The following is an 18,054-nucleotide window of genomic DNA, read 5'->3' as shown; positions in this document are numbered from 1 at the left end:
GCTGGCAAATCGATTAATGCTAAAGTGCTGTTATGGGTTGCCGATAACAGAAAAAACCGGCAAAACACTCGCGTAAATCTACTTTATTTACCATCGTTGATGGCAGTGTAGCGGCGCTAAGCAACTTATCAACAAGCTACTTCACAGGAGGCATAACACAATGAAACTCTTTATTGACACTGCAAATATCGATCATATAAGGGAGATGAACTCCCTGGGTATTATATGTGGTGTTACTACCAATCCATCCCTGTGCAGCAAAGAAGGGAAGGATTTTGAATCATCGATTGCAGAAATTGCCGCGATCATCGATGGTCCGGTAAGCGCAGAAGCGATCAGTACAAAAAGAGACGGTATAATTCAGGAAGCGAGGGAGCTGGCATCGATTGCCCCAAATGTAGTAGTTAAAATCCCTCTTATGGAGGAAGGCCTCGCAGCAACCAGCGTTCTAAGTAAAGAGGGAATTAAGGTAAACATGACCCTTGTATTTTCAGCAAACCAAGCCCTGTTAGCAGCACAGGTCGGGGCGGCCTATGTGAGCCCTTTTGTCGGGAGACTGGACGATATTGGTCATGACGGCATTGCAGAACTTGACAAAATAGTGTCAATCTACGATATTTATGATATTAAGACGGAAATCATATCAGCCAGTATTAGGCATCCTCTCCATGTGATCCAATCAGCGCAAGTGGGCGCGGATATAGCAACAGTGCCATATAACGTGTTGAAGCAAATGATTAAGCATCCACTTACCGATATAGGAATAGAAAAGTTTAATGCTGATTGGAAAAAGCTTCAGGAGTGCGTATCACCGATAAAGTAGGAACCGCCCAATACCCAAACAGTACATGAAAATTATTTTTCTGGCAAAGAAGGTGAAAGAGTGAATAAAGCACAACTAGAATCAAAAACTTTAGCAGAACTGAGGCCTATCGCTGCGGAGTTGGGCATTGGCGGTGTTTCTACGTTAAGAAAGCAGGAACTCATAGATGCGATTCTCTCCGTGCAGTCGAAAAGTGACGGGGATTTGAACTCCACCGGTGCGACAGCTAAGGCAGCCGAAACGGCAACTACCACAGGAACAGCGGCGCGTGAGCCCTCGACCACATCTTGGGAAAAGACAATTACCCCATCGAAACCTGAAGAAAAATACGAGCCAAGGGTTGAAGTAAGGGAAGAGCAAGCGCGCGAAGAAAAGCTTTTGGTTAAGAAGGGTATTCTCGATATCCTAAGTGACGGTTACGGTTTTTTGAGAACCCAGGGGTATCTTCCAAGTGAGGGCGATATATATGTTTCACTATCGCAGATAAGACGGTTTAATCTAAGGCGTGGCGATGAAGTCGAGGGTCAGGTAAGGCCCCCCAAAGACACCGAGAAGTATAACGCATTACTTAGGATTGAGGCTGTAAACGGCTCTGACCCAGAAGCTGCAAGGTCCCGCGCACAATTTGAGTCACTTACTCCTATTTATCCAAATCAGCGGTTCAGGCTTGAGACTACACCGTATGAAATTACAACGAGAATCATCGATATTACAGCGCCAATTGGCAAAGGGCAGAGAGGACTTATTGTATCTCCCCCTAAAGCTGGAAAGACTACGATACTAAAGCAAATTGCAAATGCAATAACCACTAATAATCCCGAAGTGCATATGATGGCGCTACTTGTTGATGAGCGACCGGAAGAGGTTACCGATATGGAGCGGTCCATTAAAGGTGAGGTTGTAAGCTCAACCTTTGACCAGCCTGCAGACAATCATGTTGCAGTGGCTGAACTCGTGTTGGAGAGGGCAAAGAGATTGGTCGAACATGGACGGGATGTCGTAATCATGCTTGATTCTATCACCAGGCTTGCCAGAGCATATAACCTGACCACCCCAGCAAGCGGGAGAATTCTTTCGGGCGGTGTTGACTCAACAGCTCTCTTTCCACCAAAAAGGTTCTTCGGTGCGGCAAGAAATATAGAAGGCGGCGGTAGCTTAACCATCCTAGCCACGGCTCTTATCGATACCGGCAGTCGAATGGACGAAGTTATCTTTGAAGAATTTAAAGGTACTGGAAATATGGAGCTCCACCTTGATAGGAAGCTTGCCGATAAGAGGATATTCCCAGCAATTGATATCGAAAAATCCGGTACAAGAAAAGAAGAGCTTATTCTGCCGCCGGATGAGGCGCAGCTAATCTGGAAACTAAGAAGGGTTCTGCATGCGCTCGACCCGGGAGCTGCTATAGAACTTCTGATTGATAAGATGAAGGAAACCAAATCAAACCAGGAATTTCTAATGCAGATATCAAAGTCGCGTACCAGCGACAATTACTAAAAGAAGCTATCAGCATTCAGCTATCAGTCCTATAAAAGAACTGATAGCTGATAGCTAAAAAATTTGTCAATCCCGGCTCGTTATGCTAACATTTTAATGCAGTTTAGCCGAGGTCAACAGTTCACGGCAAAAGTACATCACGATGCTGTGAACTATTTTTTTGGAGGTGTAAGGCTTGAAAAGCGGTATTCATCCTAACTATGTTGAGGCGAGAGTTACGTGCTCCTGCGGCGAGACTTTTGTTACTCGCTCAACAAAACCGGAACTTAGGGTAGAGCTATGCTCGAAATGTCACCCGTTCTACACCGGTAAGCAGAAGTTAGTCGATAGCGGCGGTAGGGTACAACGTTTCCAGAAGAAATACGGTCTTGAGGTAACAGGGACTGGTTCTGAAGGGTCGGAGGCCAAAGAAGAAGTAGAAGTAGTACAATAGGGAGGATAGGCTGGCGTGGCCAAACCATTTTACGGCGGTCAGGCTGTTATAGAAGGCGTTATGATGAAAGGTCCAAGGAATTGGAGCCTTGCAGTCAGGGAGCCGGAAGGGAATATCGTCGTAATCGACGAGAAGTTCAATTCCATCAGCGATCGCTGGCCTATTCTTAAGAAACCCTTCTTTAGGGGCATCTTTGTTTTAATTGAGACGCTGGTTCTAGGAATCAAAACCATCGCTCTTTCTGCAAATCTCTCGCTTGGCGAGTCAACGGAAGAGAAAATAACGCCTAAAGAGATGATGGCCACCCTAGGCATAGCACTGGTTATGGTGGTAGGGCTATTTATGGTCCTGCCCATTTTATTTACAAAGGCAATTGATCCATTGAAGGGAAGCCGTATCCTGTTTACATTTATTGAAGGCTCGTTCAGAATAATGCTTTTCGTTGGCTATATCGCAGTTGTGTCGCGGTTAAAAGATATCCAGCGGGTTTTTCAGTATCATGGCGCAGAGCATAAAACCATTCATGCCTACGAAGCCGGAGAAGAGCTTACGCCTGCAAATGCAGCGAAGTACAGTACGCTTCATATCAGATGTGGTACGGCTTTTATGCTGATAGTTATGGTCGTAGCCATATTTACATTTTCTTTTCTGCCAACAGGCAGTATTTTGTTAAGGGTTGTTGGCAAGATAATCTTGCTTCCGGTAGTTGCAGGTATTTCATATGAGATAACCCGGCTTGCGGCTCGGCATAGCAACGCACTTATCATGCGAATAATTATGGCACCTGGCCTTGCACTCCAGAGGCTTACTACCAAAGAGCCGGATGAGTCGCAACTAGAAGTGGCGATCTCCGCGCTTAAACGGGTTTTAGAAGTCGAAGGAGCAGAGGGCTACGCAAGACAAAAAGAAGCGCAAATTGAAACCCACTCCACGCTTGTTAGCTTAGAATCCCCATAAATTAGCAGTTATCTTTCAGCTATCAGCTATTAGTATTATTAAAGCTAAGTACCTGACTGCTGAAAGCTTATAACTTAAGAAAAAGGCTTGCTGTACTGGCCTTTTTCTTTTGTTTACTGGCTCTTTATCTTTCATTATAATTAAAAGGGTTATGAAATAACTGGTGAGATGCAATGCTTGAGAGATTAAAAGAATTTGTTGATAAGTATAATGAAATAACGGAAAAGCTTAGCGACCCGGCTGTGATTTCGGATCAAAGTAAATACCGCGAGCTGGCAAAAGCACACGCCGGTATGATGCCTCTTATGAATCAAATCAAGCGATTAGAAGAGTTAGAGGCCAGCATAGCGGATGCTAGCGAGATGATAAGGGAAGAAAAAGACCCTGAAATGCAGGAGTTCTTGCGAAGCGAGCTTCACTCTATGCGCGAAGAAAAGGAGCACGTTGAAGAGGAGATTAAGTTTTTGCTGGTTGCCAAGGACCCAAATGACGAGAAAGACATCATTATGGAGATAAGAGCTGGTGCTGGCGGGGATGAGGCAAGCCTTTTTGCCGCCGACCTTTATCGCATGTATACCCGCTATGCGGAATCTCATGGCTGGAAGACACAGCTTATGAGTTCAAGCCCTTCGGATATGGGGGGGTTCAAAGAGGTTATTTTTGAAATTAAAGGGCAGGGTGCGTATAGTAAGCTCAAATATGAGTCCGGCGTGCACCGGGTGCAGAGGATACCCGTTACTGAGTCCGGCGGAAGAATCCACACATCAACGGTAACGGTTGCTGTTTTACCTGAGGCCGAAGACATTGAGGTTGAGATCAACCCAAACGATATCAAGGTGGACGTATTTAGATCTGGAGGCCCCGGCGGCCAATCGGTAAATACCACTGACTCGGCAGTAAGAATCACGCACCTGCCGACTGGTTTGGTAGTGTCGTGCCAGGATGAGAAGAGTCAGCTGCAAAACCGCGAGCGCGCTATGACGATCCTACGTGCAAGGTTATACGAGAAGCTTATGACCGAGCAGAAAGCCGAGCTTGACGCGGCCAGAAGGTCCCAGGTAGGAACCGGTGATAGAAGCGAGAGAATACGCACATACAACTTCCCGCAGGGAAGGGTGACCGACCATCGTATAAACCTCTCCGTCTACAACCTACCGGCAATACTCGAGGGGGAAATCGACGAGCTTGTAGATGCACTCTCTGCGGCTGATAGAGCGGCTAAACTTAAGCAGGTGGTTTGATGATTGCTACAAAGTCTTCAGCTGTTGTAGATATGCTTAATTGGGCCACCCTCGAGTTAAAGGGTGGCTCTATATTAAATCCGCGGGTAGAAGCCGAGTATATTATCGGCGATGCGGTTGGGTTTAGTCGTTACGAGCTTTATTTAAACAGAGAATACGTTGTGTCTCCGGAAGAGTACGATTTTATAACACGGGCTGTTAAGCAGAGACTTACTGGGCGGCCGCTTCAATATATTCTAGGGCGGCAGCAATTCAGGTATCTCAATCTAATGTGTCGTGAGGGAGTGCTTATCCCCCGACCTGAGACCGAGCTTTTAGTTGAAGAGGCTTTAAAGCAACTAAGAATGCTTGGCGGGACAAGAAAGGTCCTGGATATTGGATGCGGCACGGGTGCCATTGCCTTAAGCATTGCTCATGAATATAAGGACTCGGTTGTTTTTGCAACCGATATATCGCCTGAGGCACTGGAGGTCGCCAAAGAGAACGCAAAGACGGCTAATCTTTCAGATCGAGTCAGGTTTATCCAATCTGATGTATTCTCCGGTCTTTGGGATTTTAAGAATGAGTTTGACCTTGTGCTCTCCAATCCGCCTTATATACCAAGCGGTGAAATTGTTTTACTGCAGCGAGAAGTCCAGTTCGAACCCAGGCTGGCTTTAGACGGTGGCAAGGATGGTCTGGATTTCTACAGGGTAATCGTAAAAGATTCGCCCAGGTACCTTAAGCCAGGCGGAATTCTTATGTTTGAGGTTGGTGCGGGCCAGGCCACCAAAGTTGCGGACCTGTTGAGAGATACCGGTTTTTTTGCAGGCATCGGCGTAATCAATGATTATCAGAATATTGAGCGGATTGTAAAAGCACAAAATATATAGTAAGTGGTTTAAAATGCAAAGTACAAAAACGATAAAAGTAGACCCGCGAAATCCAAGCGAAAGAGAGCTTATGCCGGTTGCTGCAGCTGTAAAAGCCGGTGAACTCGTGGTTTTTCCAACGGATACAGTTTATGGCATAGGGGCGAATGCGCTCAATCCCAAGGCGGTATTGAAAGTATTTAAGGCAAAGGACCGCCCGGTAGATAAACCATTGATACTTCTTATAGCAGAGCCTCAGGATGCTGAAAGGTATGCCGCTCAAATAAGTAGTACCGCAAGGAAACTCATGAAAGAGTACTGGCCAGGTCCGTTGACATTAATTTTTAAGAGGTCTGCTGCTGTACTGGATGCAGTGACAGCTGGCGGTGAGACAGTTGGCATAAGGTGTCCAGATAACGATATAGTAAGGCTTTTGATTAAGCTTTCTGGAGTTGCGCTTGCTACCACCAGTGCAAATATTGCTGGAAAGCCAAGCCCTAAGACGGCTAAGGAGGTAGAAGAGGGATTGCGAGGAAAGGTTGCCTATATTGTAGACGGTGGGCAAACAAAGCTAGGGGTTGAGTCAACAGTTGTGGATGTGTCGACCGATGAGCCAAGATTGATACGAGAGGGCTATATTCCGTGGGAAGAGGTGCTAAGTAAGCTGGGGCTATATAAGTAAGTCGAAATCATATAAAGCTATCAGCACCCAGCTCTTTATTTCTATATTCTTTATAAGGCTACTAAAAACCAAAAGCCAAAAGCTGATAGCTATTAATTATGCGGTTGGCAGTAGATATATAGCATAGTCCAACTCTGAGTACCAGGCTCTTTACAAGGCCGTCTGTACCAGGGTATCCTTTAAAAGGCTGTTAAAATGTGTAAAGCAGGAAAGGCGGTAACGAAGCTGAAGATTGTAATAGGTGCTGATCATGCAGGGTACAGCTTAAAAGAAGAGTTAAAGGCGGTTCTTCAGCAGGAGGGTATCGAGTTTTTAGACGTCGGAACAATGAATGAAGAATCAGTAGATTATCCCGATTTTGCTGAAGATGTGGCAAGGAAAGTTGCCAGTAAAAATTTCGACCGCGGTGTGCTTATTTGTGGTACCGGCATCGGTGTAGCAATTGCTGCCAACAAGGTAAAAGGTATAAGGGCAGCCAACTGCAGCGAACCGGTCTCTGCAAGGCTAAGCCGTGAGCACAATAACGCCAACGTTCTTACCATTGGCTCACGTATTGTGGGCTCTGAGATGGCCAAAGAAATATTACGGGCCTGGTTGAAAGCTGAGTTTGAAGGTGGCAGGCATGCCAGGCGCGTCGAAAAGATAAGTAAGATAGAAGAAAGATCAGGAGAAAATTAATGACTTTACGGGTGAGCGATCCAGAGATATGGCAAGCTATGCAGGGTGAGCTACATCGCCAACAGAATACGCTTGATCTTATCGCATCTGAAAACTATACAAGCGAGGATGTCATCGAAGCGCAGACCTCGGTCATGACTAACAAATATGCAGAAGGGTATCCTGGGAAGCGATACTATGGAGGCTGCGAGTTTGTAGATATCGTTGAAAACCTTGCTATTGAGCGGGCCAAGGCACTTTTCGGCGCCGAATATGCAAACGTTCAGCCTCACTCTGGAGCGCAAGCTAATACGGCTGTTTACCTTGCACTTCTAAAGCCTGGAGATACAGTGATGGGGCTGACGCTCTCTCATGGCGGGCATCTGACGCACGGCAGTCCAGCAAATGTCTCAGGCCAGATATATCGCTTTGTTTATTATGGGGTTAGCCAAAAAACAGAGCAACTAGATTACGATGAGATTCGCGACTTGGCCATAAAAAACAAACCCCGCATGATCGTTACCGGCGCCAGCGCCTATCCGAGGATAATCGATTTTGCAGCTTTTAAATCGATAGCTGATGAAGTAGGGGCTTATCTAATGGTAGACATGGCGCATATCGCAGGTCTGATTGCGGCCGGTGTGCATCCCAGCCCGGTGCCATACAGCGATGTTGTTACTAGTACCACACACAAGACTCTGCGCGGCCCACGAGGGGGGCTTATCCTGGCACGCAGGGAGTATGAAAAGGCCCTGGATAAAGCGGTGTTTCCAGGAACACAGGGTGGCCCTTCAATGCATACCATAGCGGCTAAAGCAGTATGCTTCAAAGAGGCGATGTCGGATGAGTTTAAGGCATACTCGGCCCAAATTGTCACGAATGCCAAGGTAATGGCTAGTGTGCTTATGGAGCGCGGATTCAGGATATGCTCTGGGGGCACTGATACCCATCTGATGCTGGTTGACCTTACGAATAAGGGCATAACCGGAGCTGAGGCCGAAAATGCATTGGGCTCGGTTGGCATAGTCGCCAACAAAAACACTATTCCATTTGAAACAAGGAGTGCTTCGGTTACCAGCGGTATCCGTTTAGGCACGCCGGCGGTTACAACACGTGGCCTTAAAGAAGAGGAAATAAAGCATCTTTCAAGTCTCATAGCTGATACGCTTGAAAATATCGGCAACACGCGGATTCTTGAGAAGATAAGAGACGAGATAAAACGCTTATGCAAAGAATTCCCTATTTATAGCAAACTCTCGCTAGGAGTTTAACATTCATGCAAACTGGACCTGGGCTCGAGGAGGGCAACGAAAGTCAGATCAAACCGTTGGGGCAAGACCCACGACCATCGTGGGACGAGTATTTTTTGTCCATTACGAGGCAGGTCTCAGAACGTTCCACATGCTTGCGAAGAAAAGTTGGCGCCTTGCTGGTCAGGGAGAAACGTATTCTTGCCACCGGCTATAATGGTGCTCCCTCTGGAATTAGGCACTGCTACGAGGTGGGGTGCCTTCGAGAGGACCAGGGGATAGCTTCAGGAGAGAGGCACGAGCTTTGTAGGGGTCTGCACGCCGAGCAAAATGCCCTGATCCAGGCCGCTGTGCACGGTGTTGCGGTCAAAGGAGCTTCGATTTATTGCACTCACCAACCCTGCGTACTTTGTGCTAAAATGTTAATAAATGCAGGCATTAAGGAAATATTATACGCTGAAGGCTATCCAGACAAACTTGCACAAGACCTGCTTAATGAGGCAGGAATAGCAGTTATTCAGCTACCATTCTAAAACGGTAGCAGTCCACAATTGAGGTTTTTTTGACAAAGTATACTTAAATAAGTAACCAAGCTATTGCAAGCAGGAAAAATTTGTAGTATGTTATCATGAAGGTGTTTTGTATTAAATGTTACAATCAAACGATCGTTGGCCCTATTGGGATCAGGAGTTCGAAGGTGACGAAGAACCAAATAGGGAACAACAGGTAACAGAACGAACAGCTGACAACCGCAAAAAGACGACAGGCAATAGAAAGCTAGACGACGCTCCAAAATCTTCTACAGCTGATATGTTGAAATATGCCTCTTTAGGGACCGAATTGGTGGCGGGAGTTCTCGTCGGCGTATTTTTAGGATGGCTTTTTAACTGGATTACCGGTTATAGGGGGCCATGGGCTCTGGCTATAGGGGTAGTGATAGGTGCTTTGTCAGGGTTTTTAAACCTATACCGTGCTCTCGTAGAAGAGGAGCAGAAAGAGGAGCGAAAAAAGAGTGGCTCCTCGCAGTAAGAGAAAGCAGAGCTCACGCAACAAGCCTCCTTTTAAGTTAAAAGAGATTATGTTATACGGCTTGCCGGTATGGACAGGTGCAGTGCTGGCAGGTTGGTATTTCTGGGGATGGTCTGGCTTGTGGAGCACGACCATCGGACTTGCCTTATTAGCGGCATATATACTTAGCGAAGTTGGCTTTGTAAAGCTATCAGATAAATATTTACGCAAATCGCCGAGAGCTATGGTTGCCATAGCAGCGGCTGGTTTTCCGATAAGATTGATCGGACTCTGGTTTCTAGTATACCTGATATCACATATTGTGCGGCCAAACTGGCTGATTGCATTAACTACATTAGCTTTTGGTTTTACAGTTATGCTTGCAATAAGCATGAAAAGTTGGTTAAAGGATTAGCATCCGGCCTTGAGTCAGGAAAGGAGCGTTTAAATTGTCAGCAGAAGCGGCATCATCGCCTATAGGCGAGCTTTTAAATGAGTTTAAGCTTGCAGAGCAGATAGTAGTTGATGGAAAAGTGGTTGAAAATCACCACGCATTTCAGCTCTGGGGAATACCACTGCCACATGGCCCGGCTATGCATCTTTTTGGTATTGATTTCTCGATAAATAAAGCTGTAGCGATAGTTATCCTTGCTTCTATACTTACGTTTGCGCTTGTTACCTATGCGGCAAGGGGTAGAGGTTTAGTTGCGCGGGGCTTAAGAAATGCGATTGAGGCCATTTTTGTGTTTGTCAAGCTCGACATAGTAGATTCGAACCTCGGGCATGAGGGCAAGAAATGGCTCCCATTTATCGGCACTATCTTCTTCTTTATTCTCTTTAATAACCTGCTTGGTTTAATTCCCGGATCATATGCTCCGGCTGGAAATATAAGTTTTACCGCAACGCTTTCCATTATTGTCCTTCTCGCTTTCGTTGGCACCGGAATGATAAAACAGGGTCCTTTCAGGTACTGGAAGAACCTTGCGCCGGGCGGCGTTCCAAAGATAATGTATGTCATTTTATACCCAATAGAGTTTGTGAGTCTTTTATCCAAACCGCTTTCACTCTCTCTCCGACTTTTCGCAAACCTATTTGCGGGTCACGTTGTTATAGGTTCATTCTTAGGTCTGATAATTATGTTTGGAAGCATAATCGTTGCTCCATTGCCATTAGTAATGGCGGTTGTGATGTATGCCTTTGAGATATTTGTCGCGTTTATCCAGGCATATATCTTTACGATATTGACCGCAGTGTATGTAAATCTATCCATACATGCAGAACATTAAAGTCTAAGGAATCTGAAAGGAGGAAATTTGGTATGGAAGGATCTCTTGCACATCTTGGAGCTGGACTTGCTATAGGTCTTGGCGCTATCGGTCCCGGAATCGGCATGGGTATTCTTGTCGGTAAAACTCTCGAGGGTATGGCTCGCCAGCCTGAGACCGCCGGTACCTTGAGAACAACAATGTTCATCGGCATCGGTGTTACAGAAGCTATAGCTCTATACGGCTTCGTTATCAGCATCATGTTGTTCTCCAAGTAGAAGGACTGAATCTTTTGTAGAGAATAGGTGGTTTATATGGAACTGAACCAACCGCTTATAGTCTATACGACAATTGCATTCTTGCTGTTAGTCGTATTGCTCGGCAAATTCGGATTCGGTCCACTCGTACAGATCCTAGAGGCGCGCGAACGCAAGATAAGAGAATCTATCGAGCAGGCAGAGCATGCAAGGCTCGAGGCAGAGCGTTTACTTAGGGAGTATGAGGAAAGGCTAGCTGAAGCTAGAGCTGAGGCTCAGAAACTCATCGCCGAAGGTAAACAATTGGGTGAGAGCCTGAGGGCCGAGATAATTCAGAAATCCGAAGAAGAAGCTAAACGTATGATTGCTAAAGCCGAAGAGCAAATCAATCGCGATGTTGAGCAGGCAATCAAAGAGTTAAGGGCTGAGGTAGCCAACATTAGCGTAGATTTGGCTTCTAAGGTCATCGAGAAGGAACTTGACCAAAACGCACATGCAGAACTTATTGATAAGTACTTAAGTGAAGTGGGTCGCTTTTAATGAGAGACGAACAGGTAGTACACGAATATGCAAAAGCGCTATTTGACGTAGCTCTCGACAAGAATATGCTGGATAAAGTTGTCCAGGAGGTTGATTTTGTCGGGGAGTTTATGACCGACCCCGAGTTTGAAGGGTTTTTCCAGTCGGTCAAAGTCGATAGCGAGCAAAAGAAGAGCGTCTTTAACAAAGTGTTCCTTCACGAGGTATCAACGATTACGCGCAACTTCTTCTGGATTTTATTTGACAACAACAGGGAAGACCTGTTTAACGAAATCCGCAATGAGCTTGAGCGGTTAATTGACGAGAAGAGAAAGAGGGTACTCGCTAAAGTTGTAACTGCCGTGCCTTTAACTGATGATTTAAAGGTTAAGGTGCAGGAGAAGCTTTCCGAGGCCACCCAAAAAGAGGTAACTGTAGAGACTATTGTTGATCCAAGCATTGTTGGTGGAATGCTAATTTATGCAGATGGTCAGATTATTGACGCGAGCGTAAAATCACGTTTAGGCCACTTACGCGAACGATTAACTCTAACGCGGTAAGGAGAGGTAGATGAGAATCAAGTCAAGAGAAATTGCCTCAATATTGAGGCAAGAAATTGAGAAGTATGAACCTCAAATAGAGGTCGAAGAAGTTGGTACGGTTCTCGAAGCCCGTGATGGTATTGCTATCGTCCACGGAATACGCGGCGTCATGGCTAACGAGATGCTGGAGTTCCCCCATGGTGTATACGGACTGGCTCTGAACCTCGAAGAGGATAATGTCGGTGTCGTTATCATGGGTGATTACTTGAAGATTCAAGAAGGTGATATCGTCAAGCGTACCGGCAGGATCGCTGAGGTACCTGTTGGCGATGGGCTCCTTGGTCGTGTTGTTAATCCGCTTGGACAGCCAATAGACGGCAAGGGTCCAATCAATCCTGAAGGCTACAGGCCTATCGAGTGGTTGGCACCGGGTGTCGTCCAGAGGCAGCCGGTTAAAGAGCCTTTGCAGACTGGTATAAAAGCGATTGACTCCATGATTCCGATTGGTCGTGGACAGCGTGAGCTTATCATTGGCGACCGCAGAACCGGAAAGACCGCTATCGCAATCGACACGATTATCAACCAGAAAGAAACTGGTGTTATCTGTGTTTACGTTGCTATCGGCGGCAAGGCATCGACTGTTGCCCAGGTTGTTGAGACCCTGGAGAAGTACGATGCGATGAAATATACAATTGTTGTAGCAGCTCCGGCATCAGACCCGGCACCGCTGCAGTATATCGCACCTTATGCGGGGTGTGCTATGGCAGAGCATTACCTGTATAACGGCAAACACACCCTGGTTGTTTACGATGACTTAAGCAAACAAGCGCAGGCATATCGTCAGATGTCGCTACTCTTGAGGCGTCCGCCTGGTCGCGAGGCTTATCCGGGTGACGTTTTCTACCTTCACTCAAGGTTACTCGAAAGAGCATGTAAGTTAAGCGATGAGCTGGGTGGAGGTTCTCTGACGGCTCTGCCGGTTATCGAGACTCTGGCAGGTGACGTGTCGGCTTATATCCCGACAAACGTTATTTCAATTACCGATGGCCAGATATTCCTTGAGTCAGACCTGTTTTATGCAGGTGTGCGCCCGGCTATCAACGTAGGTATTTCAGTATCCCGAGTTGGCGGCAACGCACAGACCAAAGCCATGAAGCAGGTAGCAGGAAAACTAAGGCTTGACCTAGCCCAGTACCGTGAGCTCGAGGCTTTTGCCCAGTTTGGCTCAGAGTTAGATAAAGCAACTCAGGCTCAGCTGGCAAGAGGCGAGCGCATGGTTGAGGTGTTGAAGCAGGATCAATATGTGCCAATGCCGTTTGAGGATCAGGTCATAGCTATTTTTGCTGGCACACGCGGTTTTCTTGATGATATTGATGTGCCAAAAATCAGGGAATTTGAAAAGGGCCTACTTGAAGTAATTCACACAAAATATCCGGAGGTTGCAAAGGCTATCGCTGATGAGAAAGTCATCTCCGAAGAGACCGAGCAGAAACTTTCAGAAATTATCCAGGAGTTTAAACCGATGTTTGCCAGCCGGACCGTGTAGTTTAGGTGGTGCATAATGTCAAAAGCAAGAGCAGTCTTAAGCAGGATAAAAAGCGTTGAGAAAACGCGCCAGATAACCAGAACCATGGAGATGGTTGCGGCTGCAAAAATCAGGAAAGCACAGGCGCGTATTGAATCTGCACGTCCGTATGCCGTAAAAATGGTCGAGGTATTAAGCAATGTGGCAAAACATGTCGGTCCGGATAGCCATCCGCTTCTTAAGGTACACGACCCGATTCAGAACGTTGTTATTGTACCGATAACCTCCAACAGGGGTTTGTGTGGTGCGTTTAACATGAACATTCTAAGGCAATCGGAGGCACTGTACAGAAAAGAAGTGGCCGAAGGAAGAGATGTAAAGTTTCTCGCTGTTGGGCGAAAGGGAGTAGGCTATTTAAAGTTCTCTGGCTACGAGATGATAGCTGCACACACAGAATTTTCAGACAACCCTACATTTGTTGAGGCGAAGATAGTAGCCGACAGGTTAGTTGAAATGTATCAAGAGGGGACTCTTGATAAAGCTTACCTTGTATTTAACCATTTTAAGTCAGTTATGGAGCAAAAGCCGATGGTCCATCAGCTCTTGCCCATCGCGCAGGAGGAGATAACCGGCACAGAAGACAAAAAGGTACAGGAGGCAGGTTATGAGTTTGAACCGGATGCGGTAACCGTGCTCTACGATCTTCTTCCTCGATACATAGATACGGTTGTGTTAAGGGCGCTCATGGAATCCGCCGCTAGCGAGCATGCGGCAAGAAGAACCGCCATGAAAAATGCAACCGATAGTGCCGGAGAGATGATTGAAAGCCTTACCAGGTGGTACAACAGAGCGAGGCAGGCGCAAATCACGCAGGAGATTGCAGAAATCGTAGGCGGTGCCAACGCTCTACAGGAAGCATAAAACTTTGAGTTCCGAATGTTGAATTACAAATTAGTGGCTATTGCGAGCGTCTGTTTTAGATAGCAAAGCAATGCTGCTATGTATACTGAGTTTGAGTTTCGCATATAAAAGAGGTGAATAAATGGGCGTAGGGAGAATAGTTCAGATTATCGGCGTCGTTCTTGACGCAGAATTTGAGCCCAATGAGATCCCTCCGATTTATAACGCGCTAAAGATTTCGGCCGATACGCCGCGCGGTAAAATCGAGGTTGTGGCTGAAGTGCAGCAGCATTTAGAGGGAAATAAGGTTAGGGCTGTGGCCATGTCCTCAACCGATGGTCTGGTAAGAGGCATGGAGGTTGTTGATACCGGAGCACCGATTACGGTTCCGGTGGGGGAGGGAACCCTTGGCAGGCTCCTAAACGTACTTGGAGAGGCAATTGATGATGATCGGCCAATTTTGGCGTCGGAGAGGTATTCGATTCATCGCAAGCCCCCAGCGTTTGAGCAACTTACGCCAACTGCCGAAATCTTTGAGACCGGTATTAAGGTTGTCGATCTTTTAGCGCCATATGTTAAGGGTGGTAAAATCGGTCTATTCGGCGGTGCTGGTGTAGGAAAAACCGTTTTGATTATGGAGTTGATCCATAACATTGCTACCAAACACGGCGGATACTCGGTCTTTACAGGCGTAGGTGAGCGTACCCGAGAGGGTAACGACCTCTGGCTTGAGATGAAAGAGTCAGGCGTTATCGATAAGGCATCGCTTGTTTTCGGCCAGATGAATGAGCCACCAGGTGCACGTCTCCGTGTTGGTCTAACAGGCCTTACGATTGCTGAGTACTTCCGTGATCAGGGAAGAGATGTTCTTCTCTTTATTGATAATATCTTCCGTTTCACCCAGGCAGGTTCCGAGGTGTCAGCGCTTCTTGGACGTATGCCGTCCGCTGTAGGCTACCAGCCGACACTTGGAACTGAGATGGGTGACCTGCAGGAGAGAATCACATCGACTCGTAAGGGATCGGTCACATCTGTACAGGCGATTTATGTTCCAGCAGACGACCTAACCGATCCGGCACCAGCGACAGCGTTTACACACCTTGATGCGACAACCGTTCTTTCAAGAGCGATTGTAGAGAAGGGTATTTATCCGGCAGTTGACCCGCTCGACTCAACTTCAAGGGTTCTTGAGCCAGGTGCGATCGGTCACGAGCATTATAACGTTGCGCGTAGCGTTCAGCAGATTCTGCAGAGGTACAAAGAGCTTCAGGATATCATTGCGATCCTCGGTATGGATGAGCTCTCAGAGGAAGATAAGCTGACGGTTCAGAGGGCCAGAAAGATAGAGAAGTTCTTAAGTCAACCATTTAACGTCGCAGAGGCGTTTACCGGGCAGAAAGGCGCTTATGTACCTCTTGCCGAGACCATCCGCGGTTTTAAAGAAATCGTTGAGGGCAAACATGATTCGTTGCCTGAGCAGGCATTCCATATGGTTGGAACCATTGACGATGCAGTAGCAAAAGCCGAGCAGATTATGGCCGGTATTGCTTAATTCGGAGGTTTAAATAGATGGCTGATCACAAGCTATTTTGCGAAGTGGTTAGCCCTGAGCGAATCGTATATAGCGGTGAAGCGGATATGGTAGTAGCGCGTGGTGTTGAAGGTGAGCTTGGCATCATGTCGCACCATATTCCGATCGTCACGCCGCTTGAAATCGGTGAGCTAAGGGTTATCAATAACAATGAAAAAGAACATATAGCGGTTATGGGTGGTTACCTTGAGTTTAGAGACGACAAGGTAACCATACTGGCCGATGCAGCCGAACTTGCCTCTCAGATTGACGTAGCTCGAGCCGAAAGAAAAAAAGAGGAGCGCGAGAAGCAGCTTACCGAGGCCGGCATGACTGAAGAAGAGCTACTTGAAGTTGAAGTTAGCTTGAGAAAAGCACTTCTCAGGCTTAAAGTCGCCGGTCGATCAAGGTAGAGCGCGAATAAAAAGAATGCTGCGGGCAATGGTCACCGGTGCTACTATAGGCATGCGGTTGACTGGCACTCTATTCTCCTATATTCTCTTTTATATTAATATATTAAAAAACAGGCTGGGCTCTTATGCTTTGGTGAGTGTTTACTTAAGCATAAGAGTGAAGCCTGTATCGTTTTAAAGAGTAAAATAGTCCTTTGGTTTACTCTCTTTCTAAGCAATAAACAAAAAGTAAAGTATCACGGTAGTTTTGTTTGTGCGCAGTCGGGAATTTATATACTGCTACAGAATTCGGCTGATTGGAAGTAGTTTTTATGAGCGGCAAATTTGTCATCAAAGGTGGAAATAGATTAAGCGGTAAAGTGACAGTGGGCGGTGCTAAGAATTCTGCGCTAAAGCTAATGGCCGCAGCATTACTAACCGAGGAAACTTCCGTTTTAACAAATGTACCCCTCATTACCGACGTAACGATTATGGTGGCGGTCCTTGAGCGGCTGGGAGCCGCTGTTCGCTATATAGGGCTGGATACAATCGAGATCAAACCCGGAAATTCTCTCTACGCTGAAGCTCCCTATGAGCTTGTAAGCCAGATGCGGGCTTCTATTATTGTTTTGGGCCCTCTGCTGGCAAGGCTGGGGAAAGCACGGGTTGCAATGCCAGGTGGCTGCAATATTGGCTCGCGTAAGATCGATTTGCATATTCGGGGTTTAGAGATGCTTGGTGCCAGGTTTGAGGTTGGCCACGGCTTTATCGAAGCTACATCAGAGAAGCTGGTAGGTAACAAGATAGCGCTTGATTATCCAAGTGTTGGTGCAACTGAGAACCTGTTAATGGCGGCAACCCTTGCAGAGGGCACGACGGTTATCGATAATGCTGCAAGGGAACCCGAAATCGTAGATCTGGCGAATTTTTTAGTTAAGATGGGCGCAAAGATAGAAGGGGCAGGTACTTCGACAATACGCATAGAGGGCGTTGGATCTCTAAGCGGAGTCGAGTACCGTGTAATACCGGATCGAATAGAGGCGGGCACGCTTCTAGTTGCCGGCGCGATCACCAGGGGTGATGTTGTAGTTGAGGGAGCAGTCCATGAGCACTTAGAGCTGGTTATAAGTAAATTAAGAAATATAGGGGCAACTGTAGATATTGCTAACGGTGAAATACGGGTAAAAGGAAACTCCCGGATCAAGCCGGTTGACATTGCGACGCTTCCTTATCCAGGCTTCCCCACGGACCTTCAGACACAGTTTATGGCGATTCTCTCCATGGCGGACGGCACCAGTATAATAACCGAAAATATTTTTGAGAACCGGTTTATGTTCGTCGGCGAGCTAAACCGTATGGGAGGTAACATTACAACCGAGGGACGTCATGCCATAATAAGGGGAATTCCTAGACTGACGGGAGCTGTTGTCAGAGCTCCAGATTTAAGAGGCGGAGCAGCGCTCGTTGTGGCCGGGCTTGCTGCTGAGGGAGTAACCGAGGTTTTAGACATATATCATATAGATAGGGGATACCAGAACTTTGAGCACAAACTCCAGGCGCTTGGTGCGGATATAGAACGGGTAGACGAGAAGGAACGCGCAAGCGCACTCAAGGTTGTTGGCAGTAGCTAATTTCGTTAGCTATCAGCATTCAGCTGCCAGCTAATAGACAAATAAAAAGCTGAA

21 protein-coding genes are annotated in these 18,054 nt (G+C 46.7%); all 21 read left to right on the top strand.

The features are described from left to right. Nucleotides 1-160: 160 nt before the first annotated feature. Entirely contained in the window at nucleotides 161-823 is a 663-nt protein-coding gene (gene fsa / locus K6T91_00400) for a fructose-6-phosphate aldolase (GenBank protein ID MCL6471260.1), read from the top strand. Between the two features lie 60 nt (nucleotides 824-883). Further along, nucleotides 884-2,320: a transcription termination factor Rho gene (gene rho / locus K6T91_00395; GenBank protein MCL6471259.1), complete on the top strand. Its 1,437-nt coding sequence runs from the start codon at nucleotides 884-886 to the stop codon at nucleotides 2,318-2,320. 175 nt (nucleotides 2,321-2,495) lie between these two features. After that, nucleotides 2,496-2,753, top strand: a complete 258-nt coding sequence (gene rpmE, locus K6T91_00390) for a 50S ribosomal protein L31 (GenBank protein ID MCL6471258.1) — start codon at nucleotides 2,496-2,498, stop codon at nucleotides 2,751-2,753. A gap of 60 nt (nucleotides 2,754-2,813) precedes the next feature. Beyond that, entirely contained in the window at nucleotides 2,814-3,710 is an 897-nt protein-coding gene (locus K6T91_00385) for a DUF1385 domain-containing protein (GenBank protein ID MCL6471257.1), read from the top strand. A gap of 173 nt (nucleotides 3,711-3,883) precedes the next feature. Next, complete coding sequence (gene prfA, locus K6T91_00380) at nucleotides 3,884-4,951, top strand: peptide chain release factor 1 (GenBank protein ID MCL6471256.1); 1,068 nt, start codon at nucleotides 3,884-3,886, stop codon at nucleotides 4,949-4,951. Then, nucleotides 4,951-5,823, top strand: coding sequence for a peptide chain release factor N(5)-glutamine methyltransferase (gene prmC, locus K6T91_00375; protein MCL6471255.1), 873 nt, complete (start codon nucleotides 4,951-4,953; stop codon nucleotides 5,821-5,823). The genes prfA and prmC overlap by 1 nt, the downstream gene beginning before the upstream one ends. A gap of 13 nt (nucleotides 5,824-5,836) precedes the next feature. Further along, nucleotides 5,837-6,484 (top strand): threonylcarbamoyl-AMP synthase, encoded by a 648-nt coding sequence (locus tag K6T91_00370; GenBank protein MCL6471254.1) that lies wholly within the window; start codon nucleotides 5,837-5,839, stop codon nucleotides 6,482-6,484. A gap of 195 nt (nucleotides 6,485-6,679) precedes the next feature. Further along, entirely contained in the window at nucleotides 6,680-7,162 is a 483-nt protein-coding gene (gene rpiB, locus K6T91_00365) for a ribose 5-phosphate isomerase B (protein MCL6471253.1), read from the top strand. Then, the gene (locus K6T91_00360; GenBank protein MCL6471252.1) at nucleotides 7,162-8,412 is read left to right on the top strand and encodes a serine hydroxymethyltransferase; all 1,251 of its coding nucleotides are present in this window, start codon (nucleotides 7,162-7,164) and stop codon (nucleotides 8,410-8,412) included. Before rpiB ends, K6T91_00360 begins: the two co-directional genes overlap by 1 nt. Nucleotides 8,413-8,417: 5 nt before the next feature. Beyond that, nucleotides 8,418-8,924, top strand: coding sequence for a cytidine/deoxycytidylate deaminase family protein (locus tag K6T91_00355; GenBank protein MCL6471251.1), 507 nt, complete (start codon nucleotides 8,418-8,420; stop codon nucleotides 8,922-8,924). A gap of 115 nt (nucleotides 8,925-9,039) precedes the next feature. After that, nucleotides 9,040-9,420: an AtpZ/AtpI family protein gene (locus K6T91_00350; GenBank protein MCL6471250.1), complete on the top strand. Its 381-nt coding sequence runs from the start codon at nucleotides 9,040-9,042 to the stop codon at nucleotides 9,418-9,420. Continuing rightward, complete coding sequence (locus tag K6T91_00345) at nucleotides 9,404-9,814, top strand: hypothetical protein (GenBank protein MCL6471249.1); 411 nt, start codon at nucleotides 9,404-9,406, stop codon at nucleotides 9,812-9,814. The genes K6T91_00350 and K6T91_00345 overlap by 17 nt, the downstream gene beginning before the upstream one ends. 34 nt (nucleotides 9,815-9,848) lie before the next feature. After that, nucleotides 9,849-10,685 (top strand): F0F1 ATP synthase subunit A, encoded by an 837-nt coding sequence (gene atpB, locus K6T91_00340; protein MCL6471248.1) that lies wholly within the window; start codon nucleotides 9,849-9,851, stop codon nucleotides 10,683-10,685. 32 nt (nucleotides 10,686-10,717) lie between these two features. Then, on the top strand, nucleotides 10,718-10,942 hold the full coding sequence (gene atpE / locus K6T91_00335) for a F0F1 ATP synthase subunit C (GenBank protein MCL6471247.1): 225 nt from the start codon (nucleotides 10,718-10,720) through the stop codon (nucleotides 10,940-10,942). Nucleotides 10,943-10,978: 36 nt separating this feature from the next. Then, nucleotides 10,979-11,461, top strand: a complete 483-nt coding sequence (gene atpF / locus K6T91_00330) for a F0F1 ATP synthase subunit B (GenBank protein MCL6471246.1) — start codon at nucleotides 10,979-10,981, stop codon at nucleotides 11,459-11,461. Beyond that, nucleotides 11,461-12,000, top strand: coding sequence for an ATP synthase F1 subunit delta (gene atpH, locus K6T91_00325; protein MCL6471245.1), 540 nt, complete (start codon nucleotides 11,461-11,463; stop codon nucleotides 11,998-12,000). The genes atpF and atpH overlap by 1 nt, the downstream gene beginning before the upstream one ends. Before the next feature lie 10 nt (nucleotides 12,001-12,010). Next, nucleotides 12,011-13,528, top strand: a complete 1,518-nt coding sequence (gene atpA, locus K6T91_00320; GenBank protein MCL6471244.1) for a F0F1 ATP synthase subunit alpha — start codon at nucleotides 12,011-12,013, stop codon at nucleotides 13,526-13,528. A 15-nt stretch (nucleotides 13,529-13,543) separates the two neighbouring features. Then, a complete protein-coding gene (gene atpG, locus K6T91_00315) occupies nucleotides 13,544-14,428 on the top strand; it encodes an ATP synthase F1 subunit gamma (GenBank protein MCL6471243.1) in 885 nt (294 codons plus the stop codon). A 121-nt stretch (nucleotides 14,429-14,549) separates the two neighbouring features. Beyond that, nucleotides 14,550-15,959, top strand: coding sequence for a F0F1 ATP synthase subunit beta (gene atpD, locus K6T91_00310; protein ID MCL6471242.1), 1,410 nt, complete (start codon nucleotides 14,550-14,552; stop codon nucleotides 15,957-15,959). A 17-nt stretch (nucleotides 15,960-15,976) separates the two neighbouring features. Then, on the top strand, nucleotides 15,977-16,390 hold the full coding sequence (locus K6T91_00305) for a F0F1 ATP synthase subunit epsilon (GenBank protein ID MCL6471241.1): 414 nt from the start codon (nucleotides 15,977-15,979) through the stop codon (nucleotides 16,388-16,390). A 311-nt stretch (nucleotides 16,391-16,701) separates the two neighbouring features. Continuing rightward, complete coding sequence (murA, locus tag K6T91_00300; GenBank protein ID MCL6471240.1) at nucleotides 16,702-18,000, top strand: UDP-N-acetylglucosamine 1-carboxyvinyltransferase; 1,299 nt, start codon at nucleotides 16,702-16,704, stop codon at nucleotides 17,998-18,000. The last annotated feature ends 54 nt before the right edge of the window (nucleotides 18,001-18,054 follow it).

The sequence above is a fragment of the Bacillota bacterium genome (genome assembly GCA_023511485.1).
GTDB lineage: Bacteria > Actinomycetota > Aquicultoria > Aquicultorales > Aquicultoraceae > CADDYS01.
This window is presented reverse-complemented; position numbering and strand designations above follow the sequence as displayed.